General features: G+C 54.2%; 23 protein-coding genes and 1 rRNA gene. 5 read left to right on the plus strand and 19 right to left on the minus strand.

The annotated features are described in order from the left end of the window. The 5 genes from E2L00_RS20180 to pepQ all read right to left on the minus strand — a co-directional run. Positions 1-207 (minus strand): 16S ribosomal RNA (locus E2L00_RS20180); the annotation flags it as partial. Positions 208-606: 399 nt separating this feature from the next. Next, on the minus strand, positions 607-1,140 hold the full coding sequence (gene hemG / locus E2L00_RS20185) for a menaquinone-dependent protoporphyrinogen IX dehydrogenase (protein WP_167614732.1): 534 nt from the start codon (positions 1,138-1,140) through the stop codon (positions 607-609). A 12-nt stretch (positions 1,141-1,152) separates the two neighbouring features. Then, positions 1,153-2,604 carry a Trk system potassium transporter TrkH gene (gene trkH, locus E2L00_RS20190; RefSeq protein ID WP_167614734.1) on the minus strand — a complete coding sequence of 484 codons (1,452 nt, stop codon included), beginning with the start codon at positions 2,602-2,604 and terminating at the stop codon, positions 1,153-1,155. A gap of 41 nt (positions 2,605-2,645) precedes the next feature. Beyond that, entirely contained in the window at positions 2,646-3,260 is a 615-nt protein-coding gene (locus E2L00_RS20195) for an IMPACT family protein (RefSeq protein WP_167614736.1), read from the minus strand. After that, on the minus strand, positions 3,260-4,591 hold the full coding sequence (pepQ, locus tag E2L00_RS20200) for a Xaa-Pro dipeptidase (RefSeq protein WP_167614738.1): 1,332 nt from the start codon (positions 4,589-4,591) through the stop codon (positions 3,260-3,262). Before pepQ ends, E2L00_RS20195 begins: the two co-directional genes overlap by 1 nt. Before the next feature lie 190 nt (positions 4,592-4,781). Between pepQ and fadB the strand changes: the two genes are divergently transcribed. Beyond that, a complete protein-coding gene (fadB, locus tag E2L00_RS20205) occupies positions 4,782-6,971 on the plus strand; it encodes a fatty acid oxidation complex subunit alpha FadB (protein ID WP_167614740.1) in 2,190 nt (729 codons plus the stop codon). Between the two features lie 9 nt (positions 6,972-6,980). Next, positions 6,981-8,144, plus strand: coding sequence for an acetyl-CoA C-acyltransferase FadA (fadA, locus tag E2L00_RS20210; RefSeq protein ID WP_167614742.1), 1,164 nt, complete (start codon positions 6,981-6,983; stop codon positions 8,142-8,144). Positions 8,145-8,382: 238 nt separating this feature from the next. Here the strand turns inward: fadA and fre are convergent, their stop codons facing one another. Both fre and ubiD read right to left on the minus strand, forming a co-directional pair. Further along, on the minus strand, positions 8,383-9,084 hold the full coding sequence (fre, locus tag E2L00_RS20215; RefSeq protein ID WP_167614744.1) for an NAD(P)H-flavin reductase: 702 nt from the start codon (positions 9,082-9,084) through the stop codon (positions 8,383-8,385). 46 nt (positions 9,085-9,130) lie between these two features. Further along, complete coding sequence (gene ubiD / locus E2L00_RS20220) at positions 9,131-10,624, minus strand: 4-hydroxy-3-polyprenylbenzoate decarboxylase (protein WP_167614846.1); 1,494 nt, start codon at positions 10,622-10,624, stop codon at positions 9,131-9,133. Between the two features lie 178 nt (positions 10,625-10,802). Here ubiD and rfaH point away from each other — a divergent pair, with 178 nt between their 5' ends. Next, positions 10,803-11,291 carry a transcription/translation regulatory transformer protein RfaH gene (gene rfaH / locus E2L00_RS20225; protein WP_167614746.1) on the plus strand — a complete coding sequence of 163 codons (489 nt, stop codon included), beginning with the start codon at positions 10,803-10,805 and terminating at the stop codon, positions 11,289-11,291. 41 nt (positions 11,292-11,332) lie between these two features. Here the strand turns inward: rfaH and hemB are convergent, their stop codons facing one another. From hemB to udp, 10 genes are all read right to left on the minus strand, one after another. Continuing rightward, positions 11,333-12,355, minus strand: a complete 1,023-nt coding sequence (gene hemB / locus E2L00_RS20230) for a porphobilinogen synthase (protein WP_167614748.1) — start codon at positions 12,353-12,355, stop codon at positions 11,333-11,335. Between the two features lie 15 nt (positions 12,356-12,370). Further along, positions 12,371-13,150: a 3'-5' ssDNA/RNA exonuclease TatD gene (gene tatD / locus E2L00_RS20235; protein ID WP_167614848.1), complete on the minus strand. Its 780-nt coding sequence runs from the start codon at positions 13,148-13,150 to the stop codon at positions 12,371-12,373. Between the two features lie 42 nt (positions 13,151-13,192). Then, a complete protein-coding gene (gene tatC / locus E2L00_RS20240; RefSeq protein WP_167614750.1) occupies positions 13,193-13,969 on the minus strand; it encodes a Sec-independent protein translocase subunit TatC in 777 nt (258 codons plus the stop codon). 2 nt (positions 13,970-13,971) lie between these two features. Then, positions 13,972-14,514, minus strand: a complete 543-nt coding sequence (gene tatB, locus E2L00_RS20245; protein WP_167614752.1) for a Sec-independent protein translocase protein TatB — start codon at positions 14,512-14,514, stop codon at positions 13,972-13,974. 3 nt (positions 14,515-14,517) lie between these two features. Continuing rightward, positions 14,518-14,778 (minus strand): Sec-independent protein translocase subunit TatA, encoded by a 261-nt coding sequence (gene tatA / locus E2L00_RS20250; protein ID WP_167614754.1) that lies wholly within the window; start codon positions 14,776-14,778, stop codon positions 14,518-14,520. Positions 14,779-14,855: 77 nt separating this feature from the next. Beyond that, positions 14,856-16,496 carry a ubiquinone biosynthesis regulatory protein kinase UbiB gene (ubiB, locus tag E2L00_RS20255; protein WP_167614756.1) on the minus strand — a complete coding sequence of 547 codons (1,641 nt, stop codon included), beginning with the start codon at positions 16,494-16,496 and terminating at the stop codon, positions 14,856-14,858. Further along, on the minus strand, positions 16,493-17,098 hold the full coding sequence (gene ubiJ, locus E2L00_RS20260; RefSeq protein WP_167614758.1) for a ubiquinone biosynthesis protein UbiJ: 606 nt from the start codon (positions 17,096-17,098) through the stop codon (positions 16,493-16,495). The genes ubiB and ubiJ overlap by 4 nt, the downstream gene beginning before the upstream one ends. Positions 17,099-17,111: 13 nt before the next feature. Next, positions 17,112-17,867 carry a bifunctional demethylmenaquinone methyltransferase/2-methoxy-6-polyprenyl-1,4-benzoquinol methylase UbiE gene (ubiE, locus tag E2L00_RS20265; RefSeq protein ID WP_167614760.1) on the minus strand — a complete coding sequence of 252 codons (756 nt, stop codon included), beginning with the start codon at positions 17,865-17,867 and terminating at the stop codon, positions 17,112-17,114. A gap of 85 nt (positions 17,868-17,952) precedes the next feature. Further along, positions 17,953-19,392: a DNA recombination protein RmuC gene (rmuC, locus tag E2L00_RS20270; RefSeq protein WP_167614762.1), complete on the minus strand. Its 1,440-nt coding sequence runs from the start codon at positions 19,390-19,392 to the stop codon at positions 17,953-17,955. A gap of 296 nt (positions 19,393-19,688) precedes the next feature. Then, positions 19,689-20,450 carry a uridine phosphorylase gene (gene udp / locus E2L00_RS20275; RefSeq protein ID WP_167614764.1) on the minus strand — a complete coding sequence of 254 codons (762 nt, stop codon included), beginning with the start codon at positions 20,448-20,450 and terminating at the stop codon, positions 19,689-19,691. 257 nt (positions 20,451-20,707) lie between these two features. Between udp and E2L00_RS20280 the strand changes: the two genes are divergently transcribed. Further along, complete coding sequence (locus E2L00_RS20280; RefSeq protein ID WP_167614766.1) at positions 20,708-21,535, plus strand: dienelactone hydrolase family protein; 828 nt, start codon at positions 20,708-20,710, stop codon at positions 21,533-21,535. Positions 21,536-21,567: 32 nt separating this feature from the next. Here the strand turns inward: E2L00_RS20280 and metE are convergent, their stop codons facing one another. Continuing rightward, positions 21,568-23,829, minus strand: coding sequence for a 5-methyltetrahydropteroyltriglutamate--homocysteine S-methyltransferase (gene metE, locus E2L00_RS20285; RefSeq protein WP_167614768.1), 2,262 nt, complete (start codon positions 23,827-23,829; stop codon positions 21,568-21,570). A gap of 306 nt (positions 23,830-24,135) precedes the next feature. Here metE and metR point away from each other — a divergent pair, with 306 nt between their 5' ends. Further along, positions 24,136-25,089, plus strand: coding sequence for an HTH-type transcriptional regulator MetR (gene metR, locus E2L00_RS20290; protein WP_167614770.1), 954 nt, complete (start codon positions 24,136-24,138; stop codon positions 25,087-25,089). Here the strand turns inward: metR and E2L00_RS20295 are convergent. Continuing rightward, entirely contained in the window at positions 24,977-25,876 is a 900-nt protein-coding gene (locus tag E2L00_RS20295) for a carboxylate/amino acid/amine transporter (protein WP_167614772.1), read from the minus strand. The two genes, metR and E2L00_RS20295, sit on opposite strands and share 113 nt — an antisense overlap. Positions 25,877-25,946 lie beyond the last annotated feature (70 nt).

Raw genomic sequence — 25,946 nt, forward strand, 5'->3', positions numbered from 1 at the left:
GGTCCCCCTCTTTGGTCTTGCGACGTTATGCGGTATTAGCCACCGTTTCCAGTGGTTATCCCCCGCCATCAGGCAGTTTCCCAGACATTACTCACCCGTCCGCCACTCGTCAGCAAAGCAGCAAGCTGCTTCCTGTTACCGTCCGACTTGCATGTGTTAGGCCTGCCGCCAGCGTTCAATCTGAGCCATGATCAAACTCTTCAATTAAAAGTCTGATGTGCTGCAACTCGTGCAGCGGTGCTCAAAGATTACTTTCAAATAATTCACTTAAATGAATTACTGTCTGGTCACTCTTCAAGGCTTGATATTTTTTTGATACCCGAAGGTATCTGAGATATCAATCCTGCGAGTGCCCACACAGATTGTCTGATAAATTGTTAAAGAGCGGTGCCACAATCTTCGGTGGCGCGGGGTGTGCATATTACGCTTCCCCGCTACGTAGTCAAGCATTTATTTCCTGCTTCACTCCGACTGACGGGCCGGTTTGTAAGCCGTTGTGCCGTGTCAGTGGAGGCGCAGTATAGGGATTTTTCGGAACGTGACAAGCGTTTATTGCAAAAAAATTACCGACCGCAGTATTTTTCAACAAACCGTCTATTTTGAAAGCTATCTGGCGGATAACTGCGCTACTTCATGGGCAAAACGCGCTACCTGCTGCCAGTCGGTGTAGACCACTTCTTTGCTGGTATCCGTTTCGCCGCCGGTCATTTTCATAATTAAACGAATCATTGCGCGATCCAACCAGCCATAACGCGGATAACGCAGCGCTCCGGCGAAGACCGCACAGCGATCTGGCTGCCATGGCGAATTCAGCAGGAACTTGCGTGTATAGGAGTTTGTTTGCGGTGAACGCTTTTCCGCTTTGCGGGCGACCAGGTTTACGGAAAAGAATGCGCTGGGAATGGAACTTAATGCCTGCTGATGCTTTTTCACAAACGTATCAACCGATGCGTGGAAGTGGCCGTAACGTATAGAGGCGCCAATAACCACGCGGTCGTAATTGTCCCATCCAATATTGCCGTTACGATGCAGGTTAACCACATCGCTTTCCACGCCCAGTTCTTTTAACTCGGATGCTATATAAGAAGCTATTTCGCGGGTCTGACCATCGCGGGTCGAAAACAGAATCAAAGTCTTCACTACGGGCTCCGGTTATTCTCGCCAGAAGGTTGGCGTGAAAAGTACTAATAAAGTAAATACCTCAAGGCGACCAAACAGCATATTGCTGATAAGGATCCACTTCGCCACCGGGTTCATGCTGGCAAAGTTATCCGCTACCACGCCCAGCCCCGGCCCGAGGTTATTAAGCGTAGCCGCCACCGAAGCAAAAGCAGAGAAGTCATCCACCCCCGTCGCAATAATCGCAAGCATGCTTAAAAGAAACACCAGCGCATAGGCAGAGAAAAATCCCCACACCGCTTCCAGGATACGTTCCGGTAGCGCACGGTTACCCAACTTAATGCTATAGACCGCATTCGGGTGTACCAGACGCTTAAGCTCACGGTTCCCCTGTTTGAATAACAGGAGGATACGAATGACTTTCAGACCCCCGCCGGTAGACCCAGCGCAACCGCCAATAAACGCCGAACAGAGCAATAGTACCGGTAAGAAGAGAGGCCATCGGGCGATACTGTCAGTAGTAAACCCGGCCGTTGTCGCCATAGACACAACCTGGAAGAACGCCTGGTTTAACGTTTGCAGCGCCGATTGATAAGTACTGTGCGTCCACAGTACCAGAGTACAGACGATCACCAACGTTAGCTGCACGCCAATGAACATACGGAATTCCGGGTCACGCCAGTAAACTTTTAAATGACGGCCGCTGAGTAAAGAGAAATGCAGGCCGTAGTTGCAGCCTGAAATCAGCAGAAAAATAGCCATGATGCTGTTAATCGTAGGATTGTTGAAATATCCCACGCTGGCGTCGTGCGTTGAAAACCCACCGATGGAGATAGTCGCAAAGCTGTGCCCTATCGCGTCAAACGCCGGCATTCCGGCAAACCACAACGCCAATGCACAAGCGATGGTTAACAGCACATAGATGAGCCACAGCGTTTTCGCGGTATCCGCAATGCGCGGACGCATTTTGTTATCTTTCAGCGGCCCCGGCATTTCGGCCCGGTAGAGCTGCATCCCCCCTACGCCCAGGATAGGCAGAATCGCCACGGCCAGAACGATGATCCCCATCCCGCCGAACCATTGCAGCATTTGCCGGTAGAACAAGATGGCATGGGGAAGCGTGTCCAGCCCCACAAGCGTAGTCGCGCCCGTGGTGGTCAGGCCTGAAAAGGATTCAAAAAAAGCGTCGGTGACGGTCAGGTTAGGACGTTCAGAGAAGATAAACGGCAATGCCCCCACGCTTCCCAATACCGTCCAGAACAATACGACTATCAGAAAACCTTCGCGCGGCTTAAGCTCGCTTTTTTCACGACGATTTGGCCACCAGAGTAATGACCCAATCGCCAGCGCAACAAAGAAGGTCTGTGTAAAGGCGCGGCCAGCGCCATCGCGGTAAATTAAGGCAACCAGCCCGGGAATTATCATGGTCCCGGAGAACAGGATAACCAGCAGACCAACGATTCGGGTTATGGCACGAAAATGCATTTCAGCCGCTTCCTTAAATATCAAAAATTGCGAGGAGGGAATTATTCTTCAATCGGCAATAAACGCAATGAACCACGGCTAAAATCCGCCAGCCGAAGTGAAAATTCAGCCAGTTGCGTCTGCGGCAAAGCCACTTTAAGTAACACCGATGCCTGAAATTCACTTTGCACGATTAGTCCATCATAGTGTTTGAGTAGCGCTTCAATGCCCGCGAGCTGAGCGTAATCACATTGCAAAGTATATTCGGTTAATGGCACTTTGAGCACCGTAGGCAATTGGTTTAGCGCGAGCTGGACGCCGCCGCCGTAAGCTTTAACCAGACCGCCCGTGCCCAGCTTAATTCCGCCGTAGTAGCGCACGACTACGGCGGTAATTTCACCGATACTGCTCCCCATAAGCTGCGCGAGCATTGGCTTGCCGGCCGTCCCGGCTGGTTCCCCATCGTCAGAAAAGCCAAGCTGTTGCGAATCATCCGGTGCGCCCGCTACCCACGCCCAGCAATGGTGCCGGGCATCAGGATGCTGCGCACGCACCTGCTCTACAAAAGCTTTTGCCGCCGCTATCCCATCAGTATGAGCTACCAGCGTAATAAAACGGCTTTTCTTGATTTCCTCGCTGACGAAAAAGGTTTCAGCTGGAATTAGCCAGCTATCCATCAGGCCAGCTTCAGGTCGCGCGTCATGTTTTCGACGTTATTTTCGTGGATAACGACGTTATCCTCGATGCGGATCCCGCCGAACGGCTTCAGCGCCTCGATACGCTGCCAATCAAAGTGCTTGCTGTACTGTCCTTCGCGCCATGGAGCGAGCAGAGATTCAATAAAGTAGATGCCCGGCTCGATGGTCAGCACCATACGTGGCTCAAGCACACGCGTGCAGCGCAGGTACGGATATTGCGAAGGCGCAGCGAGATGTGTACCTGTATCATCCTGCATAAAGCCCGCAACATCATGAACCTGTAGACCCAACGGGTGACCAAGACCATGCGGCATAAACGGACCGGTAATGCCGGTTTCCACCATCGCTTCTTCACTGATATCGTTGACCAGTTGATGACGACGCAGCAGTTTAGCGATGCGTTGATGGAACTGGATATGATAGTCGGTGTAGCGCACACCCGCTTTCAGCGTGTCAATCAATGCCAGTTGTTCGGCATTAACGTCTTTGATTAGCTGCGCATAATCGCTGTCGCCGTTGGCCGCCCAGGTTCGGGTCAGGTCGGCTGCATAGCCGTTGTACTCTGCGCCAGCATCCAACAAAAAGCTGCGCATTTCGGACGGGGCCTGGCTGTCCAGTTTGGTGTAATGCAACACGGCGGCATGCTCGTTCAACGCAACGATGTTGCCGTAGGGCACGTCGATATCGCGGTGGCCGGTTGCGGTCAGATAAGCCTGATTGATGTCGAACTCGCTCATGCCGGACAGAAAAGCTTCGTGGGCAGCCTGATGGCCAACAACGGCGGTTTTCTGCGCCTGGCGCATGCACGCCAGTTCATAATCCGTTTTATAAGCACGATAGTAATGCAGGTAATCAAGCACCCCTTTCGGATTGATGTTTCCCGCCTGGAGTTCAAGCTGTAAAGCGCGCTCTGGTACCGGACCAATATAGCCGATATTGCCCCGTGCGGCAGGGAGCTGGCCGCCAATGCCGTCGGCTTTCGGCAGCGCAACCACATCAATTTCGTCGGTCCAGAAGGATTCCGGCAGCGGTTCAACGTTATGCCAGTAATCTACCGGCAGGTAGAACCACAGCTTTGGTTTATTAACGCCATCTACCAGCAGCCAGCAGTTTGGTACCTGGGTCACCGGCACCCAGGCTTTGAACTGCGGGTTAACTTTGAACGGATAAGCATGATCGTCCAGGAAGACATTAAGCAGCTCCCCGGAGTGAATCAGCAGTGCATCAAGATTGAAACGCGCCAGAACGTTGCGGGTGCGTTCCTGCAAGGTTGCCACATGATCTTTATAAAGCGAGGCTAGTGAATCCATAGTTTACCCTTCTGTTTTTATGCCTGATCGGCACGCATCTTAGCACACGGCTAACGGCCCCGACTTATTTCCGGCTGCTGTGATCATCCCTGCAAATATTTAATGAGTTGTTTGCATTTCGTTAACATCAATTCCACACTCCCCTCCATCTGGTACGACCAGATCCCATTGCTGGATTCAGGAGACTGACATGCTCTACCAAGGCGAAACCCTACATCTCGACTGGCTGGAAGATGGCATCGCCGAACTGGTGTTCGATGCGCCCGGTTCGGTCAACAAACTCGACACGGCGACCGTTGCCAGCCTCGGCCACGCGCTCGACGTGCTGGAAAAGCAGCCCGGTCTGAAAGGACTGCTGCTCAGCTCAAACAAAGCGGCGTTTATCGTCGGGGCTGACATTACCGAATTCCTGTCGCTGTTTCTCGTACCAGCGGAGCAGTTGACTAACTGGTTACAGTTCGCCAACAGCGTCTTTAACCGCCTGGAAGATTTACCCGTTCCAACCCTCGCCGCCATAAATGGTTATGCGCTGGGCGGCGGATGCGAATGCGTGCTGGCAACCGATTATCGCCTGGCTTCGCCGGACGCCCGCATTGGCCTGCCGGAAACCAAACTGGGCATCATGCCGGGCTTCGGCGGTTCTGTGCGCCTGCCACGCCTGCTCGGTGCGGATAGCGCGCTGGAAATTATTACCGCTGGCAAAGATGTTAGCGCAGCAGAAGCGCAAAAAATCGGCCTGGTCGATGGCGTGGTTAAAGCCGAAAAGCTGCGTGAAGGCGCGCTGGCGGTGCTGCGCCAGGCCATCAGCGGCGATCTCGACTGGAAAGCGAAGCGCGCGCCAAAGCTTGCGCCGCTACGCTTAAGCAAAATCGAAGCGACCATGAGCTTTACCATCGCCAAAGGCATGGTGATGCAGATCGCAGGCAAGCATTACCCTGCTCCGATGACGGCGGTAAAAACCATTGAAGCCACAGCAAGGCTTGGCCGTGATGAAGCATTGCAACTGGAAACACAAAGTTTTGTACCGCTGGCGCGATCCAATGAAGCCCGTGCGCTGGTCGGGATTTTCCTGAACGACCAGTACGTTAAAGGCCAGGCGAAAAAACTGACCAAAAATACCGAAACCCCGAAACAGGCTGCCGTCCTCGGCGCCGGGATCATGGGCGGCGGCATTGCTTACCAGTCAGCCTGGAAAGGCGTGCCGGTACTCATGAAAGATATTAACGAGAAGTCGCTGGCGTTAGGCATAACCGAGGCCAGCAAACTGCTTAATAAGCAGCTTGAGCGCGGCAAGATCGACGGCATGAAGCTGGCAGGTGTGATTGCCACTATTCATCCAACGCTCGATTATGCCGGCTTCGAACGCGTTGACGTTGTCGTTGAAGCCGTTGTCGAAAACCCGAAAGTGAAAAAAGCCGTACTGGCGGAAGTGGAAGATAAGGTGCGTGAGGACACGGTACTCGCATCAAATACCTCGACCATTCCAATCAGCGAACTGGCAAATAGCCTGAAACGCCCGGAAAACTTCTGCGGTATGCACTTCTTCAACCCGGTACACCGCATGCCGTTGGTGGAAGTGATTCGCGGCGAGAAAACCTCTGAGCAGACCATCGCCAAAGTTGTCGCCTGGGCCAGCAAAATGGGCAAAACCCCAATCGTGGTGAACGACTGCCCCGGGTTTTTCGTCAACCGCGTTCTGTTCCCGTACTTTGCTGGCTTCAGCCAGTTAATGCGCGACGGCGCGGATTTCCGTCAGATCGATAAAGTGATGGAGAAACAGTTTGGCTGGCCGATGGGTCCGGCCTATCTGTTGGACGTGGTGGGCATTGATACCGCTCACCACGCTCAGGCGGTGATGGCGGCTGGTTTCCCGCAGCGTATGCAAAAAGATTATCGCGATGCGATTGACGCCATGTTCGATGCCGGCCGCTACGGTCAGAAAACCCAGCAGGGCTTCTATCGCTATAAAGAAGACAGCAAGGGCAAACCGCGCAAAGAGCAGGACGAAACCACCGACAGCCTGCTGGATGGCGTCAGCGAAGCACGCCAGAGCTTCAGCGACGAAGAGATTATCGCCCGCATGATGATCCCGATGGTCAACGAAGTGGTGCGCTGTCTGGAGGAAGGCATTATTGCCAGCCCGGCAGAGGCGGATATGGCGCTGGTTTATGGTCTGGGATTCCCTCCGTTCCACGGCGGTGCATTCCGCTGGTTAGATACTATCGGCAGCGCGCAATATCTCGATATGGCTCAGCAGTATCAACATCTCGGTCCGCTCTATCAGGTGCCGGATGGCCTGCGTGCAAAAGCGTCACGTAACGAGCCGTATTATCCCCCGGTTGCGCCAGCGCGCCCGGCCAGCGATCTGAAAAGTGCCTGAGGAGTGATTATGGAAAAGGTTGTCATTGTTGACGCAATTCGCACCCCGATGGGCCGCTCTAAAGGTGGCGCGTTCCGCAACGTGCGTGCGGAGGATCTTTCGGCTCATCTGATGCGCAGCATTCTGTCCCGAAATCCGGCGCTGGAAGCAGCCGCGCTGGACGATATTTACTGGGGCTGCGTGCAGCAAACGCAGGAGCAAGGCTTTAACATTGGGCGCAATGCCGCATTGCTGGCAGAAATCCCGCATTCTGTACCCGCTGTGACGGTGAACCGTTTATGCGGTTCTTCCATGCAGGCATTGCACGACGCCGCCCGCATGATCCAAACCGGCGATGCACACGCCTGCCTGATTGGCGGCGTGGAACATATGGGCCACGTGCCGATGAACCACGGCGTTGATTTTCACCCGGGTCTTAGCCGCAGCGTAGCTAAAGCTGCCGGAATGATGGGTTTAACCGCAGAGATGCTGGCGCGTATGCACGGCATCAGCCGCGAAATGCAGGATCGGTTTGCCGCTCGTTCGCATCAGCGCGCGTGGGCTGCAACCGAAGCCGGGCATTTCAAAAATGAAATCGTCGCCACCAGCGGTCATGATGCTGACGGGGTGCTTAAGCGCTTTGATTATGATGAGGTCATCCGCCCGGAAACCACCGTCGAAGGACTCGCCTCGCTGAAGCCGGCGTTCGATCCGGTTAACGGAACGGTTACCGCTGGCACCTCTTCGGCGCTCTCTGACGGGGCCGCGGCTATGTTGCTGATGAGCGAATCTCGCGCTAAGGAACTGGGTCTGACGATTCGAGCGCGCATTCGTTCAATGGCGGTGGTTGGCTGCGATCCATCGATTATGGGTTACGGACCGGTTCCGGCTTCGAAAATGGCGTTAAAGAAAGCGGGCCTGACGCCTGCCGATATTGACCTGTTTGAAATGAACGAAGCCTTTGCCGCGCAGATCCTGCCGTGCATTAAAGACCTGGGGCTGATGGAGCAGATCGACGAGAAGATTAACCTGAACGGCGGAGCCATTGCGCTTGGGCATCCATTAGGCTGTTCCGGCGCTCGTATCAGCACCACGCTGCTCAACCTGATGGAGCGCCGCGATGCGCAGTTTGGCCTCGCCACCATGTGCATCGGCCTGGGTCAGGGCATCGCTACCGTCATTGAACGCGTTTAACAGCAGGAAGGTTCACAGGACTGTAGGGTGAATAAGCGTAGGCGCCATCCGTCTTCTACAGGTTCCGGCCGGTGACGTTGCACTTATTCGCCCTCTGACACCTCAGGCAGAAGATAAACTATTGCGCAGAGTTTAGTTGTCGTTTTTCCCGCCTGTCAGGGGCGGGTTTTTTATTTCTTGCGCCACAGAAAAATAAAAACCACCGACAATGCGGCGGCTTATATTTAGGGTTTCGCCATCAAATAAACGCGAAAGCGTCACCAAACATGCGGTCGACGTTTGCACCACGCTCATTGCAGAACAGTTCCCGTGCAATCTTCGCCATCTCAAAGCGCCCGGCGATATAAATATCGTGCCCGGCAAGCGTACCGTAATCCTGCAACACCGCCGTTAATACTGTGCCACTGCGCCCGCGCCAGCCTTCTTCCGGCTGTTCGACTACCGCTTCCACCCGCAGATTCGCATGCTTCACCGAAAGCGCTTCCAGCTCGGGCAGGTCATAGAGATGCTTCTCTTCGCGGCCGCCCCAGTAAATAGCGATTTCACGCTGCGGATTACGCGCCAGCGCCGTCAACAGAATCGAGCGCGCGTAAGAGAAGCCTGTGCCGCCCGCAATCAGGATCAGCGGACGATCTTCATCTTCGCGCAGCCAGGCATCACCGTGCGGAATATCCACAACGATTTCCTTTTCCTTCAGAATGCGGTCCATTACGGCCATGGCGTACAAATTGAGTTCTGAGGCACCGATGTGCAGCTCGATAAACTCATGCTCGCTCGGCGTGGATGCCATGGAGAACGGTCGCTTATCACGCTCATCCATCACTACCATCAAATACTGTCCGGCCTGAAAAGAGAAATCTGTTTCCGGCAGCAATCGAACGCGATATACCGTATCCGTTATCGCTTCTACCGAGGTCACTTTACAGCTTAAGGTTGTCATGCGTCCCCTCTGTCGGGTCAATAATGCTAAACCGTAAAATCGCCCCTCAGGCGTCTTTACCGTTATCGAAAATAGCCAGTTCATCCCAGATTGCGTCTATACGCGCACAGACTTCCGCATCTTTTTTGATAGGACGCCCCCACTCGCGCTGGGTTTCTCCTGGCCATTTATTGGTGGCATCCAGTCCCATTTTTGAACCAAGGCCGGAAACCGGCGAGGCAAAATCCAGGTAATCGATCGGCGTATTTTCTACCAGTACGGTATCACGCGCCGGATCCATACGCGTTGTGATGGCCCAAATAACATCGTTCCAGTCACGCGCGTTAACATCGTCATCGCACACGATGACAAACTTGGTGTACATAAACTGCCGCAGGAAAGACCAGACGCCCATCATCACGCGTTTGGCGTGGCCGGCGTACTGCTTCTTAATGGTCACGACCGCAAGGCGATACGAACATCCTTCCGGCGGCAGATAAAAATCGACAATTTCCGGAAACTGTTTTTGCAAAATAGGCACGAAGACTTCGTTTAAGGCCACGCCCAACACCGCCGGTTCATCCGGTGGACGTCCGGTATAGGTGGAGTGATAAATTGCATCTTCACGCTGGGTAATATGCGTCACGGTGAAAACCGGGAAATCATCTACTTCATTGTAGTATCCCGTGTGGTCGCCATATGGCCCTTCCGGCGCCATTTCACCCGGCTCGATATAGCCTTCCAGCACGATTTCCGCACTGGCCGGCACTTCAAGATCGTTAGAAATACATTTTACGACTTCAGTTTTGGTCCCGCGCAGCAGACCGGCAAAAGCATATTCGGAAAGGGTATCCGGCACGGGAGTGACGGCGCCAAGAATAGTTGCCGGGTCTGCACCCAGCGCCACAGAAACCGGGAAACGCTCGCCCGGATGAGCCGCGCACCACTCCTGGAAATCAAGCGCGCCGCCGCGATGCGACAACCAGCGCATGATTAGCTTGTTCTTGCCGATTAGCTGCTGACGATAGATGCCAAGATTTTGCCGTTCTTTATGCGGGCCGCGGGTGACGGTGAGTCCCCAGGTAATCAGCGGGGCGGCGTCTTCCGGCCAGCACTGCATAATTGGGATACGGTTTAAATCAACCTGTTCGCCTTCCCAGACTTTTTCCTGGCAAGGCGCACCGCGCAGCCGTTTGGTCGGCATATTCAGCACCTGCTTAAACTGCGGGAGTTTATCGAACAGGTCGCGGAACCCTTTTGGCGGCTCCGGCTCTTTCAGAAAGGCCAGCAGCTTACCCACTTCACGCAGGGCGGAAACGTCTTCCTGTCCCATGCCCATCGCGACTCGCTTCGGTGTGCCAAACAGATTGCACAACACCGGCATGCTGTAACCTTTTGGGTTTTCGAACAGTAACGCCGGGCCATTTGCCCGCAGGGTACGATCGGCAATTTCAGTCATTTCCAGATACGGATCGACGGGCAAAGCGATACGTTTTAACTCGCCGCGCTGCTCAAGCAGCGTCATAAAGTCGCGTAGGTCGTGGTATTTCATGCAGTTAATCCAGGCCCGGAGAATAGCGGTCATTATACGGACTTCATCCGCGCCATGCTGTATTTTTGTTAAAAACGGGTAATAGCCCTGTCTGCTATCAGTTGGTGATTGGTTATACTTGTGCTGGCTATCTCTGAGTTCGTCCTTTTGTTATTCTTGCGCGCTCAATGAGGTGAGATGAGAAATTATGGAATCCTGGTATCTTCTGTACTGCAAACGAGGGCAGCTGCTGCGTGCGCAAGAGCATCTTGAGCGCCAGGCGGTAAACTGCCTCACCCCGATGATCACGCTGGAAAAAATAGTGCGTGGAAAAAGAACTGCAGTCAGTGAACCCCTGTTCCCGAACTATATGTTCGTAAAATTTGATCCGGAAAATATCCATACCACAACGGTCAACTCCACCCGTGGCGTGAGCCATTTTGTCCGCTTTGGCTCGCAGCCTGCCAGCGTGCCGGATGATGTCATCGCAAGGCTTGCCAACTATCATCCAGAAAATGTCACCGACCCGGAAACGCCCTATCCAGGCGATAGCGTAGTGATCACCGAAGGGGCATTCGAAGGGCTGGAAGCAATATTCAGTGAGCCGGACGGCGAAGCGCGCTCTATGCTGCTGCTTAACCTGCTGAATAAGCAGATAAGACAGAGCGTAAAGAACACGGCCTTCAGGAAGGTTTAAAGTTAAAGAAGGCCAGCCATCGCTGGCCTTCTTGTTTGCAGCTAGCGCTGCATCTGCTCGTCGTGCAGCCACTGGGCAACGCGCTTAGAGAAGTAGGTCAGCACGCCGTCGGCACCGGCACGCTTGAAGCACAGCAGTGATTCCATGATTGCCGGTTTTTCTGCCAGCCAGCCGTTCTGAATAGCCGCCATGTGCATTGCATACTCGCCAGATACCTGGTAGGCGAAAGTCGGCACGCCAAAGGTATCCTTCACGCGGCGAATAACATCCAGATACGGCATGCCTGGTTTCACCATCACCATATCCGCGCCTTCTTGCAGATCCTGCGCGACTTCCTGTAAGGCTTCATCACCGTTCGCAGGGTCCATCTGATAAGTCTTCTTATTGCCGCCTTTCAGGTTGCCTGAAGAGCCGATCGCATCACGGAACGGACCGTAGTAGCAGGACGCGTATTTTGCGGCGTAGGACATGATCTGCGTATTCACCAGACCATCGGCTTCGAGCCGATCGCGGATAGCGCCGATGCGGCCATCCATCATATCGCTTGGCGCGATGATTTCGGCCCCGGCTTCCGCATGGGAAAGCGCCTGACGCACCAGAATTTCACGGGTGACGTCGTTGATAACGTAGCCGTCTTCGTCAATGACGCCGTCCTGGCCATGGGTGGTGTAGGGATCGAGCGCAACGTCAGTCAGTAAACCCAGCTCTGGTACCGCATCTTTCAGGGCGCGTACGGTGCGCTGTACCAACCCGTTCGGATTATAAGCTTCTTCGGCATGGAGCGATTTGCCCGCGCTTTCAATCACCGGGAATAAAGACAGGACGGGGACGCCCAGTTTTGCAACGGCTTCGGCTTCTTTAAGCAACAGGTCAATAGTCATGCGATAAACGCCCGGCATCGACGTTACTTCCTGCTGGCGATTCTGACCTTCCATAACAAACACCGGATAAATCAGGTCGTTAACCGTTAGCTGGTTTTCTGCTACCAGGCGGCGACTAAAATCGTGGCGACGGACACGGCGCATACGGCGGCCGGGAAACGTTCCGGGAAATGCATAGCTCATTTATTTTCTCCTGATTTAGGCCAGCCGGAATAAACGGCGGGCATTTTCATCCGTTACTTGCGCAAGCCAGGCGGGATCTTCTCCGCGCCAGTGGGCCACCTGTTTGAGGATATGGGGCAAGTAACAGGGTTCGTTCCGCCGGGTTGCAGGTTTTGGTTTAAGATCCCGCGGTAATAGCCAGGGGGCATCGGTTTCCAGCAGCAACTGCTGGGCAGGAATGACCGGCAGCAGCTCGCGCAGTTCCAGGCCACGGCGTTCGTCGCACACCCAGCCGGTAATACCGAGAAACAGGCCGCGGGCAAGGCACTCGCGCGCTTCCGCTTGCGTACCGGTAAAACAGTGCAGCACTATGCCCGGTAGTTTATCCAGCCACGGATCAAGCAGGGCGATAAAGCGCTCATGAGCTTCGCGACAGTGGAGAAACACCGGCATCACCAAATCGGCAGCCAGCGCCAGCTGAGCGGTAAAAGCGCGCTCCTGCTCGACGGGCGTTGAAAAGTTGCGGTTGAAATCCAGACCACATTCACCGATGGCGACCACTTCAGAAGCATTGGCAAGCTGAATAATGGCTTCTGCGGTTGCCTCTTCCCACTGGCTTGCATCGTGAGGATGCACGCCCGCGGTAGACCAACAGCCGGTGTATTTCCGCGCCATCGCGAGGGCTTGCTGGCTCTCGTGCAGGCTGGTTCCGGTAAGCAGCATGCCGCTAACGCCCGCCTGCTGCGCGCGCAGTACAACCTCCGCATGGTCTTTGGCGAACTGCGAACTGGTTAAATTTACGCCGATATCAAACATATAACGTTCCAAACGACGACCGCCCTGACGGGCGGCCTGAAATCACGACTCACTTTCTGAGCGATCGTCATCTTCTTCAGCGCCTTCCATATCTCTGCGGCCTTTGCCGACATAGTACCGGGAGAAGAATACGCCAACCTCAAACAGACAGTACATCGGAATAGCCAACAGCGTTTGCGAGAAGATGTCCGGCGGCGTTAACAGCATGCCCACCACGAAAGCACCGACGAAAATATACGGACGCTTCTGTTTTAACGCAGCAGGAGTTGTTACGCCCATCCAGCACAGCAGGATGATAGCAACCGGTACCTCAAACGCGACCCCAAACGCCATAAACAGCGTCATGACAAAGTCGAGGTACTTGCTGATGTCGGTAGACATTACCACGCCTGTCGGCGCCGTTTTTGTCAGAAAGCCAAATGCCAGCGGGAAAACGACAAAATAGGCAAAAGCGATGCCGATATAGAACAGCAGCGAACTGGAGATCAGCAGCGGCGTGACCAGTTTACGTTCATGCTTATATAAAGCCGGAGCGATAAACGCCCAGATTTGATACAGAATGACCGGCGCTGACAGAAAGACCGAGACGTAGATCGTCAGCTTAATTGGCGTAAAGAAAGGCGACGCCACGTCGGTGGCAATCATCGTTGAGCCAGTCGGCATCTGCTGTATCAGCGGTGCAGAAACGATCTGATAGATATCGTTAGCAAAATAAACCAGCGCCAGAAAAATCACCAGCACAGCGATAATGCTGTTTAACAGTCGCTTGCGCAGCTCAATCAGGTGAGTGATGAGCGGTTGGGTATCTTCAACGGCCATGTTTACTGTTTATCACTTGAAGGTTGAGGAGTGACCGGAGCGGAAACAGGCTCCGGTGCAGAGTTAATCTGAGGCCGGGAGATTGCTGCTGAAGGCTCGACGGCCTGCGTTGTTTCCGCTTCAGGAGCCTGGTCGGGCGCGCTTGCCTGGTGAGCCGCCGCCGCAGGCGTAACGCCTTCATGACTGTCCTGCTCGTTTTTCACCAATGGATTATGGATGGTGTGCGCCTCATCGCTGTCCTTTTCAGGATCCTGCGTATAGGAACGCTTCATGGATTCCGCAGCCTGACGCAGCTCATCCATGGAAGCTTTTAGCTCCGGCGTCAGGTGATCCATGCTCGCCTTCTCAACCTTTTTCAGGCTGTCCTGCAATTCCTGGATTTTCAATTCCTGAGCCAGTTCATTTTGCACCGTCGCGGCAAGCGAACGCAGAGCACGGATCCAGCCAACAACCGTTTTGACGGCCACCGGCAGACGTTGCGGCCCCAGAACAACAAGGCCAATCACGAAGACCAGCAGCAGTTCACTAAAACCAATATCGAACACGCTTTACACCTGCTCTTTATCGTTGCTCTTTGCGTCTTCTTTTTTCACGTCGCCTGGTTGCTTATCCGCCAGGTTTTTCGCGGTAAAATCAGCGTCCTGAACAGATTGGTCTTTTTCTTTAGGCTCATCATCGTTCATGGCTTTCTTGAAGCCTTTAATAGAAGCGCCCAGATCGGAACCGATAGAACCCAGCTTCTTAGTACCAAACAGAAGAACGACGATGACGGCAATAATCACTAATTGCCAGATACTGATACCACCCATGTTGTTGCCTCAAATCACTCGATGTATGTGTAACGCCCGTTATTATACGGCACGCGCCTGTTAATAACGATGGAATTTCAGGCAGAGCGCCGCCAGCCAATCAGCCAGACCACGATACCTGCGGCCATTAGCCAGGCGGGCATAAATTCCCACTCCGGTTTGTTTATTAGCAGTAACGTCCCGCTCAAAATAAGCGTAGCCCCGATGCCAAACAGATAGCGTGACTGCCCCTGACGTACATGATGCTGATGCAGGTCGCGTTGGATTTTATCAATGCTGTGCTGTAAATACTTGCCCTGGCGCAAACTGTCGTACACCAGTTCAGGAAGTTCCGGCATTTTTTCTACCCAGAACGGCGCTTTTTCTTTAAAAGAGCGAATCAGGGCAGGAATACCAACCTGATCTTTGATCCAATTTTCCAGGAAAGGCTTGGCGGTTTTCCACAAATCGAGCTGGGGATAAAGCTGTCTTCCAACGCCCTCAACATATAAGAGCGTCTTTTGCAGTAAAACCAGCTGTGGCTGCACTTCCATATTAAAGCGACGAGCCGTGTTAAAGAGGTTTAGCAGCACGTGTCCAAAGGAAATATCCGCCAGCGGTTTTTCAAAAATCGGCTCACAAACGGTACGAATAGCGAACTCAAACTCTTCGACGTTGGTTTCCGGCGGAACCCAGCCTGAGTCCACATGCAGCTCGGCGACTTTGCGGTAGTCCCGGTTAAAGAAGGCAATGAAGTTTTCAGCCAGGTAGCGCTTATCTTCTTTATTCAGCGAGCCGACGATGCCGCAGTCAATCCCGATATACTGCGGATCTTCCGGATGCTCATAGCTGACAAATATATTGCCTGGATGCATATCGGCATGGAAGAAACTGTCGCGGAAGACCTGGGTGAAAAAGACCTGCACGCCGCGTTCGGCCAGAAGCTTCATGTTAGTGCCCTGGCTTTCCAGCGTCGGGATATCCGAGACGGGAACCCCGTAAATCCGCTCCATCACCATCATGTCTTCGCTACAGTAATCCGAGAAGACTTCGGGAACGTAGAGCATCGGGCTATTTTCGAAATTGCGCCGTAACTGGATAGCATTCGCCGCCTCACGCAGCAAATTCAGCTCATCAATCAGGGATTTCTCATATTCACGCACGACCTCCAGCGGACGCAGACGACGCCCATCCGGCAGCAGACGGGGAACCCAACGCGCCAGCCGGTAAATCAGTTTCATATCGGCTTTGATGACGGGCAAAATATCCGGGCGAATAACTTTAATCACCACTTCGCGGCCGTTTTCTTTCAGGCGAGCGGTATGTACCTGCGCGATAGAAGCCGAGGCAAGCGGCTTGATATCAAAATCATCGAACCAGGTCTCAATGGGAATACCGCCCATCGCCTGTTCGATTTGTTTTTTTGCCAGTACGCCATCGAACGGCGCAACGCGATCCTGCAACATCGCTAGCTGATCGGCTATCAGCGGCGGAAACAGATCGCGACGCGTAGACATCATCTGACCAAACTTGATCCACACCGGCCCTAATTCTTGCAGCGCAAGGCGCAATCGCTCACCCAGTTCTTTGTCTTTATGACGGTTTGGCATCCAGAACAACGAACGCCGCCAGAGGCGTAGCGGCAGCGTGATTCGGAGCCGGGGAATGAGTTCATCCAGGCCATAACTGAGGAAAGTACGAACGATGAAATAGAGACGACGAATTTCTCCTGGCGTCATTTGCCCTCCAGCTTATCCAGCCGCGCACTTAAGGCGTCAACTGCGCGTTCAACGGCTGCCGTTTCTTCGGCGAACCATGCCGCTTCCAGCGGGCCTGGCGCTATACGCCACTCTTCAGCGATCGCTTCGGCGAGGTATTGCTGATTGCGTGCAAAGCCTTTCTTCAGCAGTTTGCCGCCGCCACGAAACATTTTGCTGATGCCTTCCGCCGCGATATCACCGATATAAGGCGCAAGGAGTTCTGCCGGGTCAAACTCGGCCAGATCCATCAGGGCAACCCAGTTTTGTACAACCTGCAGATCGCCCTGTACTTCAAGATCGCCGCTGCGGATAAGCGCCGTGAGCTGCTGCCTGTCGCGCAATTTTGGCAATACGGCCAGGCGCGTGACAACGCGGCAGTCCGCCTCACCCTCCCATTCGCCCAGCACATCAAGCTGCTGTTCGCTAAAGACCAGAACCAGGGGCGCGGAGAACTCTTTTAGCTCAACGCGTAATACTTTACCCAGCAGGCGCTGACGAGCGGCTTTCAGCCCGCGGTCACGCCACAGAAAGGCATTGAGGACGCTTTCGAGTCCAGCGGTCACTAGCGGTGTAAATGGCATCAGCAGCCCCCGGTCAGAATTTGTAGCCACGGTGCAGGGCAACAATCCCGGCGGTCAGATTATAATAGGTGGTGTTTTCGAAGCCTGCGTCTTCCATCATCGCTTTCAGGGTATCCTGATCGGGATGCATACGGATGGATTCCGCCAGGTAACGATAGCTTTCTGCATCCTGCGCGACCATTTCGCCGATGCGCGGCAGAATATGGAAAGAATAGGCGTCGTAAGCTTTGCTGAGCGGCTCGATGACGGGTTTGGAGAATTCCAGCACCAGCAAGCGGCCACCCGGCTTCAGCACGCGATACATAGAACGCAGCGCTTTTTCTTTATCGGTAACGTTACGCAGGCCAAAAGAGATGGTGATGCAGTCGAAGGAATTATCCGGGAAAGGCAGCGCTTCCGCGTTTGCCTGGACGTAATTCACATTGCCGATAATGCCGATGTTGCGCAGTTTTTCACGTCCCATTTTCAGCATTGAGTCGTTGATATCCGCCAGCACCACTTCACCTGTTTCCCCCACCAGGCGAGAGAATTTAGCCGTCAGATCGCCCGTTCCTCCGGCAAGATCCAGTACCCGCTGCCCACGGCGCACGCCGCTGCAGTCGATAGTAAAGCGCTTCCAGATACGGTGAATACCAAACGACATCAGATCGTTCATGACATCGTATTTTGCGGCCACGGAGTGGAACACATGAGCCACCATATCGGCTTTCTGTTCTTTCGCTACGGTGCGGAAGCCAAAGTGAGTTGTTTCCTGGGATTCGTCAACCATCTCAATGCCTGCTTATCAAAAATATGTTCATGAAGTGTAACAGAATGGGCGCTAAAGCCCTATGATTCAAGCCTGCCGGCAAAACCTAAGCCTGGCGCTCGCCAACGATTCGCCGCTTATCTAAGCCATTGTGCTGGAATGTTTCTTCGTCGTTTCCATGGCCTGTTCTTGCCGCATTATCTTCATCTTCCTGCCGCGCCTGCTCGACCAAATCTGGATTAATCTCACGTTTTACCTCCACGCCCAGTTCACGAAACGCATCGGCCTGTACGAGAATATTACCGCGCCCGGAGGCGAGTTTTTTCATCGCCTGCCGGTAGTTATCCTGAGCTTTATCCAGGCTCTGCCCGATAGCGGACATGTCATCGACGAACAGCCTCATTTTGTCATACAGGCGACCCGCGCGTTCGGCAATTTGTTGTGCATTACGGCTTTGATGCTCATAACGCCACAAATTGGCAATGGTTCGCAGCGCGACCAGCAGCGTGGTTGGGCTAACGAGCATAATATTATTTCTCAGCGCTTCGCTGATTAGCTCGGGCTGACGGTCCACGGCCAGCAGAAAAGCCGGTTCGATGGGGATAAACATCAGGACATAATCAAGGGAGCGCAGGCCCGGAAGCTGCTGGTAGTCTTTACGGCTTAGCATGCGGATATGATTGCGAACGGCGGCGATATGTTCATTAAGCGCGCTTTCGCGGGTCAGCTCATCGTCGCCATTGTAATGACGCTCATAGGCCACCAGCGTCATTTTGGCATCGATAACTACGTCCTTGCCCTGCGGCAGGCGGACAATGACATCAGGCTGCATACGGCTGTTGTTTTCGAGCTGAATGTTTACCTGCGTCTGGTACTCGTGCCCTTCCCTTAGGCCCGATGCCTCCAGCACGCGGGTCAGTACGACTTCTCCCCAGTTACCCTGCGTTTTATTATCGCCCTTCAACGCCCTGGTGAGGTTGAGGGCTTCCTGCGCCATTTGCGCATTGAGCTGCTGAAGATTGCGAATTTCATGCGTAAGGGTATGGCGTTCGCGCGCTTCCTGACCAAAGCTTTCCTGCACCTGGCGACGGAAGCCATCCAGTTGCTCCCGCAGCGGCATAAGGAGGCCATTCAGGCTCTGACGGTTCTGCTCTTCAACTTTGCGACCGCTCTGCTCAAAAATACGGTTAGCGAGATTTTCAAACTGCTCGCTCAGCCGTTGCTCGCTGTTCATCATCTGCCGATGCTTGTCTTCAGCGTGCAGACGAGTCTGTTCCAGGAGCGTGGTTAGCTCGCGGAGATCGGCTTCCTGAGTGCTGTTAATTTCAAGCTGGGTACGCAATTCGCGATTAAGCTGCTCGCACTCTTCCTTCCAGTGCTGCTGTTGCAGCAAATCCTGTCTGGCCGCGGTAAGCTCGCCGTAGATTTCTCTTTGCTCTTCATGAAGTACGGCTTGCCGCTGCGCCGCCCGCAAACTTGCCAGCAACCAACCGGTCAGCACACCGACCAGGATAATCCCCAGTCCAAATAATATTGAGATATCCACTACGCCTCCTGCAGCCCATGCCAAACATCAGCAAAATAAAATTCTGCTGTATAAATGTCCAGATTAAAAGGGATTTCCTGCGAGGCGTTACGCAAAGCGTAAAAATTAAGCCGGCTTATACCGGCTTGAGACTGATGACAAAGCTCATAACTTAAGAAGTTCAGAAAGATGTCATCATAAAATTAACAGTAAAATCAATATATTGATTTTCGGCAGATAACCACAAAGAAAGAAAAACCACGCTTTTTCCTTCTTTGCCAGCAACCTGAAGCCGGTTTGCACCAGCTTTGGAAGGTCTAGATCAGGCGGCGAGCCGCTTCCACAACGATTTTCACCGCATGACTTTCAGTCTGCTTCATGGTTTCAGCGTCAGGAATTTCTTGCTGGGTGCGGTTCACGATAACACCGGCAACCATACCGGCGCGCAGACCCTGGCTTGCGCACATGGTCAGCAGCGTAGCGGACTCCATTTCATAGTTCATCACGCCCATCTGCTGCCACTCTTCCATCGAACCTTTAAAGCGGTTAACTACGCGGCCTGAGAATGTGTCGTAGCGCTCCTGGCCCGAGTAGAAGGTGTCGGAAGAAGCCGTCACGCCAACGTGCGTGGTCGCGCCGATAGATTTCGCCGCTTCAACCAGTGCGGTGGTGCAAGCAAAGTCGGCAACGGCCGGGAATTCCATTGGCGCAAAGTGCAGGCTGGCGCCGTCAAGACGCACCGAAGCCGTCGTTACCAGCACATCGCCGATATTGATATGTGGCTGTATCGCACCGGTAGTACCGATACGCAGGAAAGTGCGAATACCCAGCTGTGCCAGTTCTTCCACGGCGATGGATGTGGACGGGCCGCCAATCCCTGTCGAACAAACGATAACTGCCTTGCCGTCGATTTCTGCACGCCAGGTGGTGAATTCACGGTGGGCAGCCAGTTTAACCGGCTTATCCATTAGCACGGCGATCTTTTCAACTCGCTCCGGATCGCCCGGGACGATAGCAAGCGTAGCCCCCTGCAGATCGTTTTTAGTAAGGCCGAGATGAAAAACATCAGACTTGGACATAACAGACTCCTCTGTTGAATAGGATTGGCTTGTGCCGCAAAGCGGTACTTTACAGAACCCCCGAACATAATTTCGTGACGAACCTCACCTTGAATAAAGCAAATTACATAAATTTCACCTTTATTAGTGACGCTCGTCACACAACAAACTCTTTCCGGTCAGTTATCAGGCACAAAGCGCGTTTTTTGCAAACCAGAGATGCTACTAATCCTGACTATAGTTATCACACTGCGCTAATGCTGGTACGGAGAATGCCAATGAAAGAAAAGCAACCAATATCCAATACGCCGGGTGGACGTTTCGCACCGGCGGCTGAACCTCCCGCGTCAACCGTTGTACATACCCCGGATGATTCAATTCAGACAGGCGAAACCTCTATTCCCACGCAGGGGGAAAATATGCCTGCTTATCACGCACGTCCAAAAGAGGCCGCAGGCCCTCTGCCGGTAGTGATTGTGGTACAGGAAATCTTTGGCGTACATGAGCATATTCGCGATATTTGCCGCCGTCTGGCGCTGGAAGGTTATCTGGCTATCGCGCCAGAGCTCTATTTTCGTCAGGGCGACCCCAACGATTTTGCAGATATTCCTACGCTGTTCAGCGGGCTGGTTTCAAAGGTGCCCGATGCGCAGGTGCTGGCGGACCTCGATCATGTCGCCAACTGGGCTTCCCGCAACGGTGGAAACGCGCATCGCCTGATGATTACCGGGTTCTGCTGGGGCGGTCGTATCGCCTGGCTGTATGCCGCACATAATCCGCAGCTTAAAGCCGCTGTCGCCTGGTATGGCAAACTGGTTGGCGAAAAAACGCTGAATTCACCGCAACATCCCGTGGATATTGCCGTTAATCTCAACGCCCCTGTGCTGGGCCTTTACGGTGGGCAGGATACGGGCATTCCGCAGGATACGGTGGAAACGATGCGTCAGGCGCTACGCGCGGCGAATGCCACCGCTGAAATCATCGTCTACCCGGAAGCGGGCCATGCGTTTAACGCTGACTATCGCCCGAGCTACCATGAAGAGTCGGCGAAAGATGGCTGGCAACGCATGCTGAAGTGGTTTGAGCGTTATGACGCGAAGAAATAAAAAAGGCCCCTCAAAATGAGGGGCCCGGTTTTTTAAGCGCTACGCAAATTCTGCGCGGCCTTCACCATGTTCGCCAGCGCCTGACGGGTTTCCGGCCAGCCGCGAGTTTTCAGGCCGCAGTCCGGGTTTACCCACAAACGTTCGGCTGGAACTGACTCCGCCGCTTTCTTCAGTAATGCTTCAATCCATTCCACGCTCGGCACGTTCGGGGAGTGAATGTCATACACGCCCGGTCCGATTTCATTCGGGTATTCAAACACCTTGAACGACTCCAGCAGGTCCATATCGGAGCGGGAGGTTTCGATGGTAATAACGTCCGCGTCCAGCGCCGCAATAGAATCCATGATGTCATTAAACTCGCAGTAACACATATGGGTGTGGATCTGCGTGTCGTCGCGCACCACGGCGGCGTTCAGACGGAAGGCTTCAACCCCCCATTCCAGGTAAGCCTGCCAGTCGGACTGGCGCAGCGGTAAGCCTTCACGCAGGGCTGGCTCATCAATCTGGATGATGCCGATACCTGCCGCTTCCAGATCCGCCACTTCGTCGCGCAGCGCCAGGGCAATTTGCTTCGCGATAGTTTCGCGGCTCACGTCTTCACGCGGGAATGACCAGCACAGAATTGTCACAGGCCCGGTCAGCATGCCTTTTACCGGTTTGTCGGTCAGGGATTGCGCGTATTTTGCCCATTCGACGGTGATCGCTTCCGGGCGGCTAATATCGCCAATTACGATCGGCGGTTTTACGCAGCGGGAGCCGTAGCTTTGCACCCAGCCGTTCTGGGTAAACACGAAGCCGTCGAGGTTCTCGCCGAAGTATTCCACCATATCGTTACGTTCGGCTTCACCGTGTACCAGCACGTCCAGGCCTAAACGCTCCTGCTCAACAATCGCCTGTTTGATGTGTTCCGCAATACCGGTGCGGTAATGACCGGCATCCAGATTTCCTTTTTTGAAATCCAGGCGCAGGCCGCGAATTTCAGTGGTTTGGGGGAATGAACCAATGGTCGTGGTTGGCCAGGCGGGCAGATTAAAGCGCTGACGCTGAGCCCGGGCACGAGCGGCATAGTCGCTCTGACGCTGGCTGTCCTGCGCGGTAACTGCGGCCAGACGTTTTTCCACCGCGGCGTTATGCACGCGGCTTGAGTGGCGGCGGGCCTGGATCGGGGCGCTCCATTCAACCAGCGTTGCCGTTTTACCGCTGTTCAACGCTTCAGTCAGCAGTGACAGTTCGGCACATTTTTGCAGGGCAAAGGCAAACCAGCTCTTCACTTCTGCATCAAGACGCGTTTCCACGCTCAGATCGATTGGGCTGTGCAGCAGCGAGCAGGAGGAGGCCACCCACAGCTCACGTTTACCAACGAGATCTTTAAGCTGAGCGTATTTTTCCGTCAGATCGGCGCGCCAGACGTTACGGCCGTTGATCACACCGGCGGACAGCAGCCAGGCGGCAGGCAGTTGCTGATGCAGCGCGTTGATATCATCTTTACCGTGGACGAAATCAACGTGAAGGCCCTGTACCGGCAGCGCGGTAATGGTGTTCAGATTCGGCGTTACGCCTTCAAAATAGGTGGTCAGCAGCAGTTTTACGTTGCCAGCCAGCGCGTCGTATGCCGGTTTGAACGCATCCAGCCACGCCTGCGGCAGTTCCAGCACCAGCGCAGGTTCATCGATTTGCACCCATTCGACGCCGCGTTTCGCCAGTTCTGCCAGCACCTGCTGATAAACCGGCAGAATATCTTTCAGCAGGCTGAGGCGATCGAATTGCTCACCCTTTACTTTGCCCAGCCACAGATAAGTTACCGGCCCGAGCAGTACGGGTTTCACGTTATGGCCTGCTGCGAGCGCTTCGTCCACTTCATCCAGAAGCTGCGTCCAGGTCAGTTTGAACTGCTGGCCTTTGCTGAATTCCGGCACCATGTAGTGGTAGTTGGTGTTAAACCATTTGGTCATTTCAGCGGCGGCGGCGGGCTCGCCCGTTGGCGCACGGCCGCGGCCAATGCGGAATAAAGTATCCAGATCGACGCTGCCGTCCGCATTCTGATGACGAGCCGGCACGTTGCCAAGCAGCAGGCTGGTGGTCAGAACGTGGTCGTACCATGCAAAATCGCCAACCGGCAGCAGTTCAACGCCCGCCTGCTTTTGTTGCTCCCAGTGGCGGACGCGCAGCTCGCGGCCCACCGCCAGTAATTCTTCCTGAGAGATATTCCCCGCCCAGTAGCTTTCTTGCGCTTTCTTCAGTTCGCGGCGCAGGCCGACGCGAGGAAAACCGAGGGTGTGATTTTTGATCGTCATGTTATCGCCTCTTTATTTATTAGATTAATCCAGATGGTTTTCGGATTTAGGGACAAACACGCGATAAGCGTTTTTGAACAGCCGTAGGCTGGCCCCAACGGGGCAAGGCTTCAGCCGAATAACGCGGTAAGCTCGCTTATTTCCGGACGCTTACATAAGTAAGTGACCGGTGTAAGTGAGTGAAACCAACGCACCATAAATTCGAAAGACGCTGGATTTAGACGTCCAGATGTTTACACATCTATAATCCGCAGGTACTGTATATTCCTCAAGCGCAAAATCTTCATGGCGAAGTGAAGGACTTTCATGATCGAAATTAAACATCTGCGGACGCTCCAGGCGTTACGAAACTGCGGCTCTTTAGCTGCCGCCGCCGCCTCGTTGCATCAGACCCAATCGGCCCTCTCCCATCAGTTCAGCGATCTGGAGCAGCGGCTCGGGTTCCGCCTGTTTATTCGGAAAAGTCAGCCGCTGCGCTTTACGCCGCAGGGTGAAATCCTGCTGCAGCTTGCTGAACAGGTGCTGCCGCAAATTAGTCGTGCGCTGCAGGCCTGTAACGAGCCGCATCAGACCACGCTGCGTATCGCCATTGAATGCCATAGCTGTATTCAGTGGCTGACGCCGGCGCTTGAGAATTTCCATAAGCACTGGCCGCAGGTCGATCTTGATTTCAAATCAGGCGTAACGTTCGACCCGCAGCCTGCGCTGCAACAAAGCGAGCTGGACATCGTGCTGACGTCCGACATCCTGCCGCGCAGCGGTCTGCACTATTCGCCGATGTTCGATTTTGAAGTACGCCTGGTGCTGGCGGCCGATCACCCGCTGGCGGGCAAAGCGCGCATTGTGCCGGAGGATTTGAGCCGCGAAACGTTGCTGATTTATCCGGTGCAGCGTAGCCGACTGGATATCTGGCGGCATTTCCTGCAGCCGGCGGGAGTCAGCCCATCGCTGAAAAGCGTCGATAACACGCTGCTGCTGATTCAAATGGTGTCGGCGCGCATGGGTATTGCCGCGCTGCCGCACTGGGTAGTGGAGAGTTTTGAGCGCCAGGGTCTGGTGGTGACTAAAACCCTGGGAGAAGGATTGTGGAGCCGACTGTACGCCGCCGTGCGCGATGGCGAGCAGCGTCAGCCGGTGACGGAAGCGTTTATTCGCTCGACGCGCTCACACGCCTGCGAGCATCTTCCTTTTGTGCGGAACGCGGAGCGACCCAATGACGATGTGCCCATAGCGAGGCCATTATCACCGTCCCCCCAATGATAAAGCTTGGCCAGTGGGGCTGTTCCTGCCAGATGGCGAGATTAACCAGCAGCCCTGCCGGAACGTGCACGTTATTCATGATGCCAAGCGTACCGGCATCTACCTGCGTCGCACCGTAGTTCCACATAAAGTAACCCAGCCCGGAAGCCACCACGCCCAGCCAGACCAGAATGCTCCATTGCAGGGTAGTGGTTGGCAGCTTCTGCGGATTACCCAATACAAACCAGGCGCTCACCGCCACCGCGGCCGCCCCAAGGTAAAACCAGGAGAAGGCGCACTTCTGCGGCATCGGACGAGTTTCCATCAGCCGCTTGTAACCCACCATGCCAATCGCAAAGCAAATGTTCGCCGCCTGCACCAGCAGCAGACCGATCCAGAAATGATCGCTTACTTTGTCGTAGCGAATAATTACCGCGCCAACCACCGCCAGTCCGGCGCTTAACGCATAGCCCCAGCGCAAAGGTCTGCGGCTGAGCAAATCGTAAATCAGCGTGATGTAGAGCGGCGTAAGCACCGTAAACAGCAGGAATTCCGACACGGTAAGGTAGAGATAGGCCTGGAAGCTAAACAGGTACATCACGCCCAGCTGTAGCGCCCCCACCAGCATATAGAGCAGCAACGTTTTCAGGCTGTAGCCTTTAAAGCGCAGGAACGGCAGAAACACCGCCGCCGCCAGCCCCACGCGCATCAGCACGGAGAAATAGCTGTCGACATGTCCGGCAAGGTATTCGCCTATCAGGCTAAAGGAGAAGGCCCACAAAATTGTGGTGATGATAAGTAACGGCACGATGATATCTCTGCAACGGGCAATTTATTCGCCATTGTAGCGAAGCTTGTCGGCAGGTTCTGAACTATTT

The sequence above is a fragment of the Cedecea colo genome (assembly GCF_011808225.1).
In the GTDB taxonomy this organism is placed as follows: domain Bacteria; phylum Pseudomonadota; class Gammaproteobacteria; order Enterobacterales; family Enterobacteriaceae; genus Dryocola; species Dryocola colo.

What these genes read in the sequence shown, in the direction of transcription:
- tatC (WP_167614750.1), bottom strand. Translation starts at nt 13,969, where the DNA reads ATGGCCGTTGAAGATACCCAACCGCTCATCACTCACCTGATTGAGCTG.
- E2L00_RS20195 (WP_167614736.1), bottom strand. Translation starts at nt 3,260, where the DNA reads ATGGATAGCTGGCTAATTCCAGCTGAAACCTTTTTCGTCAGCGAGGAA.
- tatD (WP_167614848.1), bottom strand. Translation starts at nt 13,150, where the DNA reads ATGTTTGATATCGGCGTAAATTTAACCAGTTCGCAGTTCGCCAAAGAC.
- fre (WP_167614744.1), bottom strand. Translation starts at nt 9,084, where the DNA reads ATGACAACCTTAAGCTGTAAAGTGACCTCGGTAGAAGCGATAACGGAT.
- pepQ (WP_167614738.1), bottom strand. Translation starts at nt 4,591, where the DNA reads ATGGATTCACTAGCCTCGCTTTATAAAGATCATGTGGCAACCTTGCAG.
- metE (WP_167614768.1), bottom strand. Translation starts at nt 23,829, where the DNA reads ATGACGATCAAAAATCACACCCTCGGTTTTCCTCGCGTCGGCCTGCGC.
- metR (WP_167614770.1), top strand. Translation starts at nt 24,136, where the DNA reads ATGATCGAAATTAAACATCTGCGGACGCTCCAGGCGTTACGAAACTGC.
- rfaH (WP_167614746.1), top strand. Translation starts at nt 10,803, where the DNA reads ATGGAATCCTGGTATCTTCTGTACTGCAAACGAGGGCAGCTGCTGCGT.
- ubiE (WP_167614760.1), bottom strand. Translation starts at nt 17,867, where the DNA reads ATGGTTGACGAATCCCAGGAAACAACTCACTTTGGCTTCCGCACCGTA.
- ubiB (WP_167614756.1), bottom strand. Translation starts at nt 16,496, where the DNA reads ATGACGCCAGGAGAAATTCGTCGTCTCTATTTCATCGTTCGTACTTTC.
- ubiJ (WP_167614758.1), bottom strand. Translation starts at nt 17,098, where the DNA reads ATGCCATTTACACCGCTAGTGACCGCTGGACTCGAAAGCGTCCTCAAT.
- tatA (WP_167614754.1), bottom strand. Translation starts at nt 14,778, where the DNA reads ATGGGTGGTATCAGTATCTGGCAATTAGTGATTATTGCCGTCATCGTC.
- hemB (WP_167614748.1), bottom strand. Translation starts at nt 12,355, where the DNA reads ATGAGCTATGCATTTCCCGGAACGTTTCCCGGCCGCCGTATGCGCCGT.
- udp (WP_167614764.1), bottom strand. Translation starts at nt 20,450, where the DNA reads ATGTCCAAGTCTGATGTTTTTCATCTCGGCCTTACTAAAAACGATCTG.
- trkH (WP_167614734.1), bottom strand. Translation starts at nt 2,604, where the DNA reads ATGCATTTTCGTGCCATAACCCGAATCGTTGGTCTGCTGGTTATCCTG.
- fadB (WP_167614740.1), top strand. Translation starts at nt 4,782, where the DNA reads ATGCTCTACCAAGGCGAAACCCTACATCTCGACTGGCTGGAAGATGGC.
- fadA (WP_167614742.1), top strand. Translation starts at nt 6,981, where the DNA reads ATGGAAAAGGTTGTCATTGTTGACGCAATTCGCACCCCGATGGGCCGC.
- E2L00_RS20280 (WP_167614766.1), top strand. Translation starts at nt 20,708, where the DNA reads ATGAAAGAAAAGCAACCAATATCCAATACGCCGGGTGGACGTTTCGCA.